This is a genomic window from Vreelandella sulfidaeris (assembly GCF_042429665.1).
GTDB lineage: Bacteria > Pseudomonadota > Gammaproteobacteria > Pseudomonadales > Halomonadaceae > Vreelandella.
Map to the genome: position 1 here is coordinate 120,113 of NZ_JBHMAC010000002.1, position 12,448 is coordinate 132,560.

Genomic DNA, 12,448 nt, shown 5'->3' on the forward strand with positions numbered 1-12,448 from the left:
ATAAAAGCGCCGCGCTATCAGTGGCTTAACTGCTGCTAAAATCGGCGGGGAGGCCTAGAAAATTTTGAATTATAAAAAAGTGGTCTTCGAATAGGCTTTCAGGCTCAAGGTCGGCAAGGGCAACCCAGCGCGCATGATCGCCCCCTTTCACTGGCTTTAAGCGCGGCAGCTGTTGGTCGGGACGAAGTGCAAAATAAAAAGCCTCTGCCAACGTGCGCCCGCGCCAACTACGATGGGGTTCATCAAAAAGCCGTTGCCCCCGCATAGAGCCTTTAAGCACCGGTTCAGGGACTTTTAAACGTATACGCTCACGTAGCTCGCGCAAGCAGGCATCCAGCAAGCGCTCATGGGGATTTATGAATCCGCCTGGCAGTGTATAAAGCCCTTTCCCTGGGGCCGCGGTGCGCTTAACAAGCAGCACATGTCCCGACTGCACCACGACTGCATTAACCGTGACAAAAATAGGCGGGTAGGGGGCTTCGGACCATGCCTGACGATATTGGTCCAGTAACTGCTGCTCCTCCAGCAGACGTTGGTAGGCGTCTGTATGGCAAAAGGTATTGACGCCCTCTACTACGCCGGGTGGCAGGTCGTGGTAGGCCCCGGTGCTCAGATAATCTTCCGTCGAACTAGGCGAGCGAAACAATCGCTCACGAATTTGGCTTGCCGAGATCCCCTCTACCGGCGCTACACTGACCGATTCCCACTGGGGAAAGAGCGACAAGTAATAGCTTGACTGGCCTCGACTGGCTCCAATCAGGCCAATCCGGGGCAATCGAGCATTGGCGGGCGTCGCCAGATCGCGAACCTTGCGCTGAACATCTCGCACCCAAACATCGTCGTTATAAAGTGCATCAAGTAAAGGGGTGATTTCCAAACGCTGATTGTCTTGGTCATCGAAACCTGACCGTAGCATGGCTTGCCGTTCGTCAAATCGCCATGGATTGCGAAGCGAGCGCGCTTGCCAGGATGAGCCAACCAGAACGATCACTTGTCGAGCGCGTTTCAGTGCCTCACGTATAATGGCTAAATGACCGAGATGGGGAGGTTGGAAACGACCAATAAACACTAAACAATCGAAGTCGAAGTCGTTCCCGGGGCGCGTCGTGTCGTTTGCCATTCAAGCGTCCTTTCTCATGCGCGGTTAGAGAGATGCAACGTACCAGAAAACTGCGCTAAACGCTGTGGTTAGGTATGCTAGAAATAGAGCGTATTGATAATGCTTAAAAAAATACCCAGCTAATGACTATACAGGGATAGATTATGATTAAACGCGCGATGTATTTCTGGTGGAAGGTGCTGCAGGACGCGACGGCACTGTGGCTTGAGCGTAATGCTTTCAGCTATGCAGGTTCGTTAGCGTTTTATACCCTTTTTTCATTGGCGCCCACTATTATCATCGCGGTAACCGTTATAGGTGTCGTGATGGGCGAAGAAGCCGCTCAGGGGCAAATCGTTGCGCAACTGCAGGGAACGCTAGGAATGGACGCTGCCATTGCGATTGAACAAGCCGTTGCCCAATCGAGAATAGAGGAATCCGGACTATTGCCGACATTCCTGGGGGCCGGCGCGCTGATCGTCGGTGCCACCACCGTTTTTGCGCAAATGCAGTTTTCACTTAATACCATTTGGGGCGTTACCGCTAAGCCCACCTCTAATAGCGCGTTAATGTTTATTAAGAATCGATTGTTGTCGCTAACGGTAGTGCTTTCTATCGGATTTATCTTGCTGGTCTCACTAGTAATGGGGGTCGTGGTAAGGGGGATGCTTCAGGCGGCTGATAATCTGGTGCCCTATGCAAGCTTGCTGACCACGACGGTTGAATCACTGATCTCGCTGGGTGTCGTTACCTTGCTGTTTGCGACTATTTTTAAGGTGTTGCCCGATGTAGTGCTGCGCTGGCAGGATGTATTGATTGGTGCGGTAGTCACCGCGGTACTATTCACGATAGGCCGCAGCGTGATCGCGATATACCTTGCTTATACCGCTACAGCCTCTACCTATGGCGCTGCCGGGTCGGTAGTGATGATTTTACTATGGGTTTACTACAGTTCGCTTATCCTGCTGTTTGGGGCCGCTTTTACACGTTCATTACTATTGAGGCGGGGACGCCAGCTAATTCCGCGCAATAGCGCTGTGCTCTTCAAACGCGAGTTCGTTTGAACTCATCGTTTGAGCCAGTTTGTCTAAAGTAAGGAGTGCCAACGTATGGCTGACTGTTGTGTCTGTGCACTAGTGACGGGGAAGGTTCAGGGGGTATTTTATCGCCGTGCAACCCAGGAACAAGCCCTTCAACAAGGTATTACCGGGCATGCTAAAAACCTGCCCGATGGCCGCGTCGAGGTATTGTTATGTGGGCATCCCGACGCGGTCAAACGGTTAAGTGAGTGGCTATGGCAAGGTCCAGACGGCGCGCAGGTCACCCACGTTGAGCTCAATGTGTTGGATAACTGTCGCCCACCAAGCCACTTTGCCACTTATTAGAACGCCCTCTTGGCTTAAAGGGGCCGCTCTATTCTCTGGCGCTTTTCCATTCACCAATATTGTTAGCTGTCAGGCTGACAATATTCTGGCGTGCTTCAGGGGTTATCCAGGCGTTATGCGGGGTGACGAGTAAATTAAGTCCTTCGCTAAGCGCGTCGAGCAGGGGGTGACCGTCTCGCGGCGGCTCGGTAGGCAGTACGTCGACTGCTAGCCCACCCAGTTGGCCATTGCGCAGCGCCTCTAGGGCAGCCTCTTCATCAATGATGCCCCCGCGTGCGCAGTTAACCAGCAGGAGTGATGGCTTGGCGTTAGCTAAGCGATGACGGTTCATTAAATGCTTAGTGTCATCGCTTAGGGGGCAATGGAAGCTGATAATGTCGGCGTCTGGTAACAGCTCGTCGAGGGAAGGGCGCTGATCGTTAGCCTCATTGCCAGGCCGGGCGGCAAAGTGAACCTGCATACCAAAGGCTTCTGCCAGTCGCGCCACTTCAGTGCCAAGTTCGCCTTGTCCAACCAACACTAAGTTTTTGCCAGACAACTGTAATGTTGGATAGTCCTGCAAACAGAAGAAATCGCTGCGCTGCCATTCTCCGGCTGCAACATCACGCTGATAACGAGGCAGGCGATTGGCGAGCGAGAGCATCAACATCAGTGTGTGTTGAGAAACACTGGCAGTGCCGTAAGCATTGACGTTTTTGACCACAATCTGTTGCTCAGAAGCCGCCTTGGTATCGATATTATTGAGTCCTGTAGCCAATACGCAAATCAGCTTCAGTTTAGGAAGTTGGCGAAGCGTATCGCCATCAAGTACCACCTTGTTAACAATGGCAATATCGGCGTCAGCCAAGCGCTCTAGCGCCTGCTGGGTAGTGCTTTGTTCGAAAACCTCCAACTGTGAGACTGATTCTTTTATCGCCGTTAAATCGATTTCAGGGCCAAGGCTTTGCGCATCCAGTATCACTGCATGAGGCATGTTATTCTCTCCATAAGTTGCCGTAGGTTTTATAACCTTGCTCGGCAGGGGGAACAAAAGGGTATAATGGCGATGCTTTATCAACCGCAGCCTTGGAATTTACCCCGACTGGCCACATATTGGCAGCCTGGCAGCGTGTGTGTTCGCCATTATGGTGGCAGCGCTGAGTTAACTAGCACTGAGTCTGCCAGAACCAAGCCCGTCAGAGTTGAGCTTTTTAGGAGTCATCAACATGCCTATCTATGAATATGAGTGCAAGGCCTGCGGCCATCGCATGGAAAAATTGCAAAAGATTAGTGCCGATCCCCTCAAGGATTGTCCCGCATGCCAGCGCGATGGCTTGGAGCGTCTAGTCTCGGCAGCGGGTTTCCGCTTGGCTGGTGGCGGTTGGTACGAAACCGATTTCAAAACGGGTAGCAAAAAAAATCTGGTCGCTGACGGCAAGACTGCTTCGGCAGATGCCGGTAAATCAAGCGATACCAGCGCTACTGCTAAGAGCGCTACTCCCAGTGACAAAGGCGCCGCAGCTTAGCTGCGGCCGTCAGGCTCGGGACGCCCGCGACACATTACTTGCCACGTAACAGAACAGGATTTGACATGCGCAGCCATTATTGCGGCCAGCTGAACGAAACTTTGGTGGATCAAACGGTAACGGTATGCGGATGGGTTCATCGCCGCCGTGACCACGGGGGCGTTATTTTTCTCGATATGCGCGATCGTGATGGCGTCGCTCAGTTCGTGGTCGACCCTGATACCGCTGAGGCCTTCGAAACCGCCGACCGTGCCCGTAGTGAGTATGTCTTGCGCATCACTGGTCGCGTTCGGTTGCGCCCAGAGGGAACCCAAAACCCCAACATGCCGACAGGTATGATTGAGGTATTGGCGAAAGACGTTGAAGTGCTTAATACCGCCGTGACCCCGCCGTTCCAGCTCGATGAGCATGGCAAGGTGGGTGAAGAGATCCGTTTGAAGCATCGCTACATCGATCTGCGCCGGCCGGACATGATTGAAAAGCTGCGCCTACGTTCGCAAATTTCCCACAATGTGCGCGCCTACCTTGAAAGCCAAGGGTTTCTGGATATCGAAACGCCGGTGCTCACTCGTGCCACACCAGAAGGGGCACGAGACTATTTGGTGCCTAGCCGTACCCACGCCGGTAGCTTCTTTGCGTTGCCCCAGTCCCCACAGCTATTTAAGCAGCTTTTGATGGTGGCAGGCTTTGACCGCTACTACCAAATTGCGAAATGCTTCCGTGATGAGGACCTGCGCGCCGATCGTCAGCCTGAATTCACCCAGATTGATATCGAAGCGTCGTTTGTGGAAGAGAGCGACATCATGGGCATTACGGAAACCATGATTCGCCAGCTATTCCAGGACGTATTGAACGCTGAACTGCCTGAATTTCCGCGCATGACATGGCAGGAAGCCATGGATCGTTTTGGCTCCGATAAGCCGGATTTGCGGATTCCGCTTGAGTTGACCGATGTTGACGATCTGATGCAGCAGGTCGATTTCAAGGTTTTCTCTGGCCCAGCCAGTGCGGACGATGGTCGCGTCGCGGCTCTGAAAGTGCCCGGCGGTGCCAAGCTTTCGCGTAAAGAGATCGACGAATATACCAAGTTTGTGGGTATTTACGGCGCTAAAGGCCTGGCGTGGATCAAGGTCAATGAGCGCGCCAAAGGACTTGAAGGTCTGCAGTCACCGATCGTCAAGTTCATGGAAAATATCGTTGAAGAGCTGCTCGATCGCGTGGGTGCTGAAGATGGCGATATTATCTTCTTCGGTGCGGATAAAGCCCGTATCGTCAACGAAGCGATTGGCGCGCTGCGCGTTAAGCTGGGGGCTGACCTAGAACTCTACACTCAACAGTGGGCGCCGCTGTGGGTAGTTGACTTCCCCATGTTTGAGGCCGATGACAATGGTCGTCTCAGCCCTCTGCATCACCCCTTTACAGCGCCTTCTTGCACCCCGGAAGAGCTTAAGGCGGACCCTGCCAGTGCGCTTTCACGTGCCTATGATATGGTTCTGAACGGTACTGAGTTAGGGGGCGGTTCTATCCGTATCCATGACCAAACCATGCAGAGCACAGTGTTTGAGATACTGGGTATCGGTGAAGAAGAGGCCCAAGAAAAATTCGGCTTCCTGCTTGATGCGCTTCAGTACGGTGCGCCGCCTCACGGTGGTTTAGCGTTTGGATTGGATCGTCTGGTAATGTTGATGGTCGGCGCCAAGACCATTCGTGAAGTCATCGCCTTCCCGAAAACACAAAGTGCTGCTTGTTTGATGACCAATGCACCAGGTGAGGTAAGCCCCGAGCAATTGAAAGACTTGAACATTCGCCTACGCCAGAAAGCCAAAGTGGAATCAGCGGGCGAATAAACCGTCTGATCTGCTCATTAGCACCGACGCTACGGCGTCGGTGTTTTTGTATGTTACTCAGCTAAGTCTTAAACCCACGTGAGCCATCATGTTATGAATGCAAAACCGCCTCCTGTTGCCAATCGTATATTAGGCATTGATCCGGGTTCGCGAGTGACCGGCTATGGGGTGATTGATGTGATGGGTGCCAACATTAGCTATGTGGCGAGTGGTTGTATCCGCACCGCAGACGGCGCATTAGAACAACGTCTGGCACAAATATACGCAGGCCTCAGCGAGATCGTTGGTTTACATCGTCCAAACGCCGTCGCCATTGAGCGCGTATTCATGGCGAAAAATCCTGACTCCGCGCTCAAACTAGGGCAAGCCAGGGGAGCGGCGCTGGTCTGCATGGCCAACCATGGATTGAGCCTTGCTGAATATGCCGCACGACAGATCAAACAGTCAGTAACCGGGCAAGGTGGTGCCGATAAAGCGCAGGTGCAGCACATGGTAACCGCTGTGCTTAACCTGTCTGCCACGCCGCAGGCTGACGCTGCCGATGCGTTAGCCATTGCGCTCACTCATGCCTATAGCGCGAATGGTCTACTGACGACTTCTTCCCGTGGCCGTCGTCGATCCACTGGCCGCTGGCGATTATAATTCGCCTAGCGCTGAATGCCTTACCACTGGTCACCTGTACAGAGTCGCTTTATAGTAACCATCTGTTTTTTCATCCTCTTGCTTTACACGCTTTTGTTTTTCACCCTCCGGTGCGAGTGACTTTATGATTGGACGTCTGAGTGGCCTATTATTGGCAAAGCAACCTCCCTGGATTGTAATCGACGTTCATGGTGTAGGTTATGAGTTAGAAACCTCGATGAACACCTTAGTGGCGCTGCCTGCGGTCGGTGAGAGCGTGTCGTTGTTTACGCATCTCACCGTGCGTGATGATGCGCACCTGCTCTATGGCTTTGGGCGAGAGCATGAGCGCGCCCTTTTCCGTGCGTTGATTAAGGTCAATGGGGTCGGGCCCAAACTAGCGCTGGCTATCCTGTCAGGTATGGATGAAGACGCGTTCATGCGCTGTGTGCGAGACGACGACAATAAAGCACTGACAAAGCTGCCGGGAGTCGGTAAAAAAACCGCTGAGCGCCTGATTATTGAAATGCGCGACCGCTTCCCCGAGTGGGAGGATGGTAGCAACGCACTGCTGCCTCTTGAATCAACCAATGGGCGTGCTCCCAGCCGCGATAGCTTCGCTGATGCTGAGGCCGCGCTGGTCAGCCTGGGGTACAAGCTCACGGAGGCATCCAAAATGCTGGCAGATATGGATCCTAACCAATCGACCGAAGCACTTATCAAAGCGGCCCTCACTCAACGTATGAGTGGTTAGCCAAGCAGCGGTGATGGTCAAGTTGAGCACTCTAAACGTAACATCGCGATAAAGAAGAACACTTATGCTAGAACACGATCGGCTGATCGCCGCTGAACCTGAACAGGGAGAGGGGCGCTTTGATTATGCGATTCGCCCAAAGCGGCTGGATGATTATATTGGCCAGCCGCGTGTGCGTGAACAGCTGGAAATTTTCATTGGCGCCGCAAGGCTGCGCGAAGAGAGCCTGGATCACACCCTGGTATTTGGCCCCCCTGGCTTAGGTAAAACAACGCTTGCCAATATTATTGCCACCGAGATGGGCGTGGGCATGAAGTCGACCTCGGGTCCGGTGTTGGAACGGGCAGGGGATTTAGCCGCCATGCTGACCAACCTCGAACCGGGCGATGTGCTGTTTATCGATGAAATACATCGGCTTTCGCCGGTGGTTGAAGAAGTGCTTTATCCGGCCATGGAAGATTTTCAGCTGGATATCATGATTGGGGAAGGGCCCGCCGCCCGCTCCATTAAACTCGACCTACCGCGTTTTACACTGGTCGGGGCGACTACTCGAGCCGGGTTGTTGACCTCACCACTACGCGATCGGTTTGGTATTGTTCAGCGCCTTGAGTTTTATAATCTTGAAGAACTCACCGAAATTGTTTCACGCTCAGCGCGCCTGCTGGGGGTTGAAACGAGCCATGAAGGGGCGATTGAAGTTGCTCGTCGTTCCCGCGGGACACCCAGGATAGCCAACCGTTTGCTACGCCGCGTACGCGATTACGCAGAGATGAAAGGCAACGGCGTCGTGGATGTCGCCATGGCGGATGCCGCGCTCAATATGCTCAATGTCGATAATCATGGGTTGGATCATATGGATCGACGACTGCTATTGGCGATGATTGATAAGTTTGATGGAGGGCCGGTAGGCATCGACTCGCTCGCCGCCGCCATTAGTGAGGAGCGAGACACTATCGAAGATGTCATTGAGCCTTATCTTATTCAGCAAGGGTTAATCATGCGCACCCCCCGAGGCCGCGTCGTCACCCGCCAAGCCTGGCTGCACTTTGAGCGCGTGCCGCACGAACAGGCATCGGATATGGAGGGGGAACGGCGCCCATGAGCGAGCATTCCAATAGCTCAGTTAACGCCTCGGCCACCACCACATTGAGTGCACGCTTTCGTTTGCCGGTGCGGGTTTATATGGAAGATACTGACGCCGGTGGTATTGTCTACTACGTTAACTATTTGAAGTTTATGGAGCGTGCCCGCAGCGAATGGCTACGCCAATCAGGTCTTGATCAACAAACGCTGCTAGACGAAGGTACACAGCTAGTGGTATACCGCTTGGCCTGTCACTACGCAAAACCGGCCCACTTGGACGACGCGCTCGATATTAGCGTTGACGTCACTAACGTTGGCCGTTGCCGCATGACCTTCGAGCAGCAAGTTTGGCGTAACGAGGAACTCCTATGCTCGGCGACAGTCGAGATAGCGTGCTTAAGTACCGAGCGTTTACGGCCTAAAAAGTGGCCGGCAGCGCTTGCTGTTTTGACCCGGATCTCTTAACCAAGAGGTCACTCACTGTGTCGGCGATACCGACCCTAATAAATTGATGAGGGCACCTGTGAACGATAACACCATGTCCATTCCCCACCTGATTATGAATGCCAGCACCGTCGTACAGCTGGTAATGCTGCTGCTGCTGGTGGGATCGGTTCTCTCTTGGGTGGTGATTTTTCAGCGCAGTATTGCGCTGCGCCGTGCCAAACATGAGTACAATCAATTTGAAGAGTCTTTCTGGTCAGGTGTCGACTTGAACGAACTCTACCGAGAAATCCCTGCTGACGACCCGCGTCACGGCGCCGAGCATATTTTCCAGGCTGGTTTTCGCGAATTTAATCGCCTGATGCCTAAAACCCGCGACGCGGGCACGGTGCTTGAAGGTGTGCAGCGTAGCATGCGCGTGGCTTGGTCAAGAGAAGAAGATCGCTTAACCCAGCATCTGGTGTTTTTGGCAACAGTAGCCTCAGCCAGTCCCTATATTGGTCTGTTCGGTACCGTTTGGGGCATCATGGGGTCTTTTCAGGCGCTATCACTGACACAACAAGCCACGCTTGCAACCGTTGCACCCTGGATTGCGGAAGCATTGATTGCCACCGCTATGGGGTTGTTCGCGGCTATTCCTGCGGTCATTTTCTATAACCGCTTATCTAATGCTTCTTCTCGTTTGCTCGGTAAATACGAAGATTTTGCCGAAGAGTTTCACGCCATCCTGCACCGTAATTTGCAGGGACGTGACGGCAAACCCAGCGCGAGTTAAGGGAGAAGACCCATGCAAGGACCGTTCAATCGTAGCGGTAAACACAAGCCAATGGGGGAAATTAACGTCGTCCCCTTCATTGACGTCATGTTGGTGCTGCTGGTGGTCTTTATGATTACCGCGCCGATGCTTACTCAGGGCGTTCAGGTTGAGCTGCCTCAGGTAACATCACAGCCGATCGAGACCCAGGAGGATAATGATCCTATTGTGATCTCGGTGGATAGCGAAGGCGGCTACTTCATCTCGCTGGGCGAGGACTCCACCGCGGTCACGCTTGAGGAAATGTCCGCGCGGGTAATCACTATCCTGGAGCGGCGTCCCGGTACGCCGGTCATGGTACGCGGTGACCGTAATGTGGCGTATGGTCAGATTGTGGTATTGATGAGTACCCTGCAAGGCGCTGGCGTGGCTAACGTGGGGTTGCTTTCTGAGCCGCCGCAAGATGGGTAAGGGCAACGCGCACATGGCAGCAAAGACCGCCCGGGATCCTCAAGACGTCGGCTATAAATGGCCGACGGTGCTGGCCATAGGGGTACACGTCGGGATTGTCCTGTTCAGTTTGATTAGCCTGCCCAGCAGGACGGCGGAGCCGGATAGCTCCTCTATTGTTCAGGCAACGTTGGTCAGTACGGAAACGTTTACCAATCAGGCGCAACAGGCAACAGAGCAGCAGGCAGCGATGAGCGCTCCTGCGCAAGCGCCAGCAGAGCCCGAGGCGCCGCCAGCACCCACGCCCGATGAGCAGCAGGCCGCAGCCGACGCGCAAGCGGCTGAAGAAGCGGCCCAACAAGCGGCTGAAGCCGAAGCCGAGGCGTTGGAACAGGCCCGTGCAGACGCGGAGGCAGAGGCCCAGCGCCGTGCCCAAGCCGCCGCTGAACAGGCTGAACAACAGGCCGCCGAAGCCGCGCAGCGAGAAGCCGAAGCGGAGGCTGCCGCAGAGCGACTTCGCGAAGTAGAAGAGGCACAGCGCCAGCAAGAAGCGGCTGAGCAGCGTCAACGCGAAGAGGCAGAAGTGCAACGCCAACGCGAAGCGGAGGAAAAGCAGGCCGCTGAGGCGGCAGAAGCCGAAAAACAACGTGAAGCCGCAGAGCAGCAGCGTCGTGAAGAGGCAGAAGCTCAGCGTCAGCGTGAAGCAGAAGAGCAGCGTCTGCGTGAGCAAGAGGAAGCGCAACGCCAGCGTGAGGCCGAAGCACAACGCCAACGCGAAGCGGAAGAACAGCAGCGTCGTGAAGCAGAAGCTCAGCGGCAACGAGAAGCTGCAGAAGCCGCTGAAGCAGCGATGCAACGCCAGCTAGCGGGAGAAGCCGAAGCCGCTGCTAATGCTCAGCAGGCGGAACAAGCAGCCAATAGTTTTATCAATATTGTTCGTCGGGCCGTCGAACAAGCGTGGTTGATTCCTGCTGATGCAAGTTATTCGATGAGTGCTACGCTACAGGTTCGTCTGGGGCCATCAGGCGAATTATTGGCAACGTCGATAGTGACATCAAGTGGCGATAGTGCTTTTGACCGGTCTGTGATGCAAGCCGTTGAACATGCTGCACCGTTTGGTGAATTACGAGATTTACCAGCCGATCAGCAGCGCAATTTACGTCAGTTTAATCTGCGATTTACTCCGGGAGATGTTCGCTGATGCAAAGCTTGAGCAAAATATGGTTACTCTGCGTGCTGCTGTTAATTAGCAGCGTGGCAAGTGCCAACTTAACGATTGAAATTACGCGAGGCAGTGACCAAGCGTTACCTATCGGCGTCGTACCGTTCGCAGGTTCCGACGGATTACCTGAAGACGTTGCCCAGATTGTCCAGGACGACCTGCAACGCAGTGGTTATTTCGCTCCTTTGGAGCGCAGCGCCATGTTTGAACAGCCAAGCCAGTCTGATGACGTGCAGTTCGGCACTTGGCGTTCGCTGGATGTGCGCTATCTAGTGGTAGGGCGCGCCGAGCAAACGGAGGGCGGTTACGAGCTACAGTTTGAGCTTATGGATATCAGCGGCCAGCGCCGAATGATAGGAGAAACGATCACGGTAAGAGGAGATGATTTACGCGGTGCTGCGCATTATATCAGCGACCAGATCTTCCAGGAAATTACCGATATTCGTGGTGCGTTCTCTACCAAAATTGCCTACGTCACGGCGCAAGGCAGCGCTGACAATATGCAGTTTGGTCTATACGTTGCCGATGCCGATGGTCGCCGCAGTGAGCAGGTCTTGACCTCTGACGAGCCGATTATGTCACCGGCGTGGTCCCCCGATGGTACCAAGCTAGCCTATGTTTCTTTTGAAACCGGGCGTCCGGCCATCTATATCCAGTCGGTGGCGACCGGGCAGCGGGTAAAAGCGACCGCCTTTGAAGGGATCAACGGCGCACCAGCGTGGTCGCCCGATGGTCGTCGTATTGCGATGTCACTATCCAAAGATGGCCAGCCTGAAATCTACATCATGGATGTGGCAAATCGTTCGTTGGAGCGTATTACCAACAACAATAGTATCGATACTGAGCCTGCCTGGGCACCGGATGGTCGTCGTTTGCTGTTTACCTCTGATCGTAGTGGTGGCCCCCAGCTTTATCAGTACTCATTGGGCGGTGGTGAAGCCGAGCGCCTTACCTTTACCGGTAATTACAATGCTCGGGGACGCTATTCTCCCGACGGCGAGCAGATATTCCTGATTCATCGCTCTAACCGTGGTTACCAAGTGGCAAAGCAAGAGTTGAGCGGTAATCGCTTAGTCATATTAAGTGAATCAACAAGAGATGAATCTCCTAGTGTTGCCCCGAACGGGACCATGGTAATCTTCGCTACCCAACAGGGTAATAGTGGGGTACTAAGTGCCGTTTCTGCAGATGGTCGCTCTTCATTTAGGCTTCCATCAGCGCAGGGTGACGTGCGAGATCCAGCTTGGTCACCCTTCTTAAATTGATCAAATCGTTTTTACAGTT

General features: G+C 53.9%; 14 protein-coding genes. 12 read left to right on the forward strand and 2 right to left on the reverse strand.

The annotated features are described in order from the left end of the window. Positions 1 to 25: 25 nt before the first annotated feature. Positions 26 to 1,120, reverse strand: a complete 1,095-nt coding sequence (locus ACFFLD_RS00595; RefSeq protein ID WP_386040471.1) for a bifunctional nicotinamide-nucleotide adenylyltransferase/Nudix hydroxylase — start codon at positions 1,118 to 1,120, stop codon at positions 26 to 28. A gap of 143 nt (positions 1,121 to 1,263) precedes the next feature. Between ACFFLD_RS00595 and ACFFLD_RS00600 the strand changes: the two genes are divergently transcribed. Together ACFFLD_RS00600 and ACFFLD_RS00605 are read left to right on the forward strand one after the other, a co-directional pair. Then, complete coding sequence (locus ACFFLD_RS00600; RefSeq protein ID WP_386040473.1) at positions 1,264 to 2,163, forward strand: YihY/virulence factor BrkB family protein; 900 nt, start codon at positions 1,264 to 1,266, stop codon at positions 2,161 to 2,163. Between the two features lie 45 nt (positions 2,164 to 2,208). Beyond that, positions 2,209 to 2,484, forward strand: coding sequence for an acylphosphatase (locus ACFFLD_RS00605; protein ID WP_386040476.1), 276 nt, complete (start codon positions 2,209 to 2,211; stop codon positions 2,482 to 2,484). Between the two features lie 28 nt (positions 2,485 to 2,512). On the opposite strand, the gene ACFFLD_RS00610 is transcribed toward ACFFLD_RS00605, so the two are convergent. Beyond that, entirely contained in the window at positions 2,513 to 3,457 is a 945-nt protein-coding gene (locus ACFFLD_RS00610; protein ID WP_386040478.1) for a D-2-hydroxyacid dehydrogenase, read from the reverse strand. Between the two features lie 232 nt (positions 3,458 to 3,689). Between ACFFLD_RS00610 and ACFFLD_RS00615 the strand changes: the two genes are divergently transcribed. The 10 genes from ACFFLD_RS00615 to tolB all read left to right on the forward strand — a co-directional run bounded on the left by ACFFLD_RS00615 (position 3,690) and on the right by tolB (position 12,429). Further along, the gene (locus ACFFLD_RS00615; protein ID WP_386040480.1) at positions 3,690 to 3,989 is read left to right on the forward strand and encodes an FmdB family zinc ribbon protein; all 300 of its coding nucleotides are present in this window, start codon (positions 3,690 to 3,692) and stop codon (positions 3,987 to 3,989) included. Between the two features lie 65 nt (positions 3,990 to 4,054). After that, positions 4,055 to 5,836, forward strand: coding sequence for an aspartate--tRNA ligase (aspS, locus tag ACFFLD_RS00620; RefSeq protein ID WP_386040482.1), 1,782 nt, complete (start codon positions 4,055 to 4,057; stop codon positions 5,834 to 5,836). Between the two features lie 93 nt (positions 5,837 to 5,929). Continuing rightward, positions 5,930 to 6,478, forward strand: a complete 549-nt coding sequence (ruvC, locus tag ACFFLD_RS00625) for a crossover junction endodeoxyribonuclease RuvC (RefSeq protein WP_386040484.1) — start codon at positions 5,930 to 5,932, stop codon at positions 6,476 to 6,478. A 124-nt stretch (positions 6,479 to 6,602) separates the two neighbouring features. After that, positions 6,603 to 7,211, forward strand: coding sequence for a Holliday junction branch migration protein RuvA (gene ruvA, locus ACFFLD_RS00630; RefSeq protein ID WP_386040486.1), 609 nt, complete (start codon positions 6,603 to 6,605; stop codon positions 7,209 to 7,211). Between the two features lie 64 nt (positions 7,212 to 7,275). Continuing rightward, on the forward strand, positions 7,276 to 8,313 hold the full coding sequence (gene ruvB / locus ACFFLD_RS00635; protein WP_386040488.1) for a Holliday junction branch migration DNA helicase RuvB: 1,038 nt from the start codon (positions 7,276 to 7,278) through the stop codon (positions 8,311 to 8,313). Then, entirely contained in the window at positions 8,310 to 8,759 is a 450-nt protein-coding gene (gene ybgC, locus ACFFLD_RS00640) for a tol-pal system-associated acyl-CoA thioesterase (protein WP_386040490.1), read from the forward strand. The genes ruvB and ybgC overlap by 4 nt, the downstream gene beginning before the upstream one ends. A 58-nt stretch (positions 8,760 to 8,817) precedes the next feature. Continuing rightward, on the forward strand, positions 8,818 to 9,513 hold the full coding sequence (gene tolQ / locus ACFFLD_RS00645; RefSeq protein WP_386040492.1) for a protein TolQ: 696 nt from the start codon (positions 8,818 to 8,820) through the stop codon (positions 9,511 to 9,513). A 12-nt stretch (positions 9,514 to 9,525) separates the two neighbouring features. Next, the gene (gene tolR / locus ACFFLD_RS00650) at positions 9,526 to 9,963 is read left to right on the forward strand and encodes a protein TolR (protein ID WP_386040494.1); all 438 of its coding nucleotides are present in this window, start codon (positions 9,526 to 9,528) and stop codon (positions 9,961 to 9,963) included. Between the two features lie 13 nt (positions 9,964 to 9,976). Continuing rightward, positions 9,977 to 11,143, forward strand: coding sequence for a cell envelope integrity protein TolA (tolA, locus tag ACFFLD_RS00655; RefSeq protein ID WP_386040496.1), 1,167 nt, complete (start codon positions 9,977 to 9,979; stop codon positions 11,141 to 11,143). Beyond that, a complete protein-coding gene (gene tolB, locus ACFFLD_RS00660; RefSeq protein WP_386040498.1) occupies positions 11,143 to 12,429 on the forward strand; it encodes a Tol-Pal system beta propeller repeat protein TolB in 1,287 nt (428 codons plus the stop codon). Before tolA ends, tolB begins: the two co-directional genes overlap by 1 nt. The last annotated feature ends 19 nt before the right edge of the window (positions 12,430 to 12,448 follow it).

What these genes read in the sequence shown, in the direction of transcription:
- aspS (WP_386040482.1), top strand. Translation starts at nt 4,055, where the DNA reads ATGCGCAGCCATTATTGCGGCCAGCTGAACGAAACTTTGGTGGATCAA.
- ACFFLD_RS00610 (WP_386040478.1), bottom strand. Translation starts at nt 3,457, where the DNA reads ATGCCTCATGCAGTGATACTGGATGCGCAAAGCCTTGGCCCTGAAATC.
- tolA (WP_386040496.1), top strand. Translation starts at nt 9,977, where the DNA reads ATGGCAGCAAAGACCGCCCGGGATCCTCAAGACGTCGGCTATAAATGG.
- ACFFLD_RS00600 (WP_386040473.1), top strand. Translation starts at nt 1,264, where the DNA reads ATGATTAAACGCGCGATGTATTTCTGGTGGAAGGTGCTGCAGGACGCG.
- tolR (WP_386040494.1), top strand. Translation starts at nt 9,526, where the DNA reads ATGCAAGGACCGTTCAATCGTAGCGGTAAACACAAGCCAATGGGGGAA.
- ACFFLD_RS00615 (WP_386040480.1), top strand. Translation starts at nt 3,690, where the DNA reads ATGCCTATCTATGAATATGAGTGCAAGGCCTGCGGCCATCGCATGGAA.
- ruvC (WP_386040484.1), top strand. Translation starts at nt 5,930, where the DNA reads ATGAATGCAAAACCGCCTCCTGTTGCCAATCGTATATTAGGCATTGAT.
- ACFFLD_RS00605 (WP_386040476.1), top strand. Translation starts at nt 2,209, where the DNA reads ATGGCTGACTGTTGTGTCTGTGCACTAGTGACGGGGAAGGTTCAGGGG.
- ruvA (WP_386040486.1), top strand. Translation starts at nt 6,603, where the DNA reads ATGATTGGACGTCTGAGTGGCCTATTATTGGCAAAGCAACCTCCCTGG.
- tolB (WP_386040498.1), top strand. Translation starts at nt 11,143, where the DNA reads ATGCAAAGCTTGAGCAAAATATGGTTACTCTGCGTGCTGCTGTTAATT.
- ruvB (WP_386040488.1), top strand. Translation starts at nt 7,276, where the DNA reads ATGCTAGAACACGATCGGCTGATCGCCGCTGAACCTGAACAGGGAGAG.
- ACFFLD_RS00595 (WP_386040471.1), bottom strand. Translation starts at nt 1,120, where the DNA reads ATGGCAAACGACACGACGCGCCCCGGGAACGACTTCGACTTCGATTGT.
- ybgC (WP_386040490.1), top strand. Translation starts at nt 8,310, where the DNA reads ATGAGCGAGCATTCCAATAGCTCAGTTAACGCCTCGGCCACCACCACA.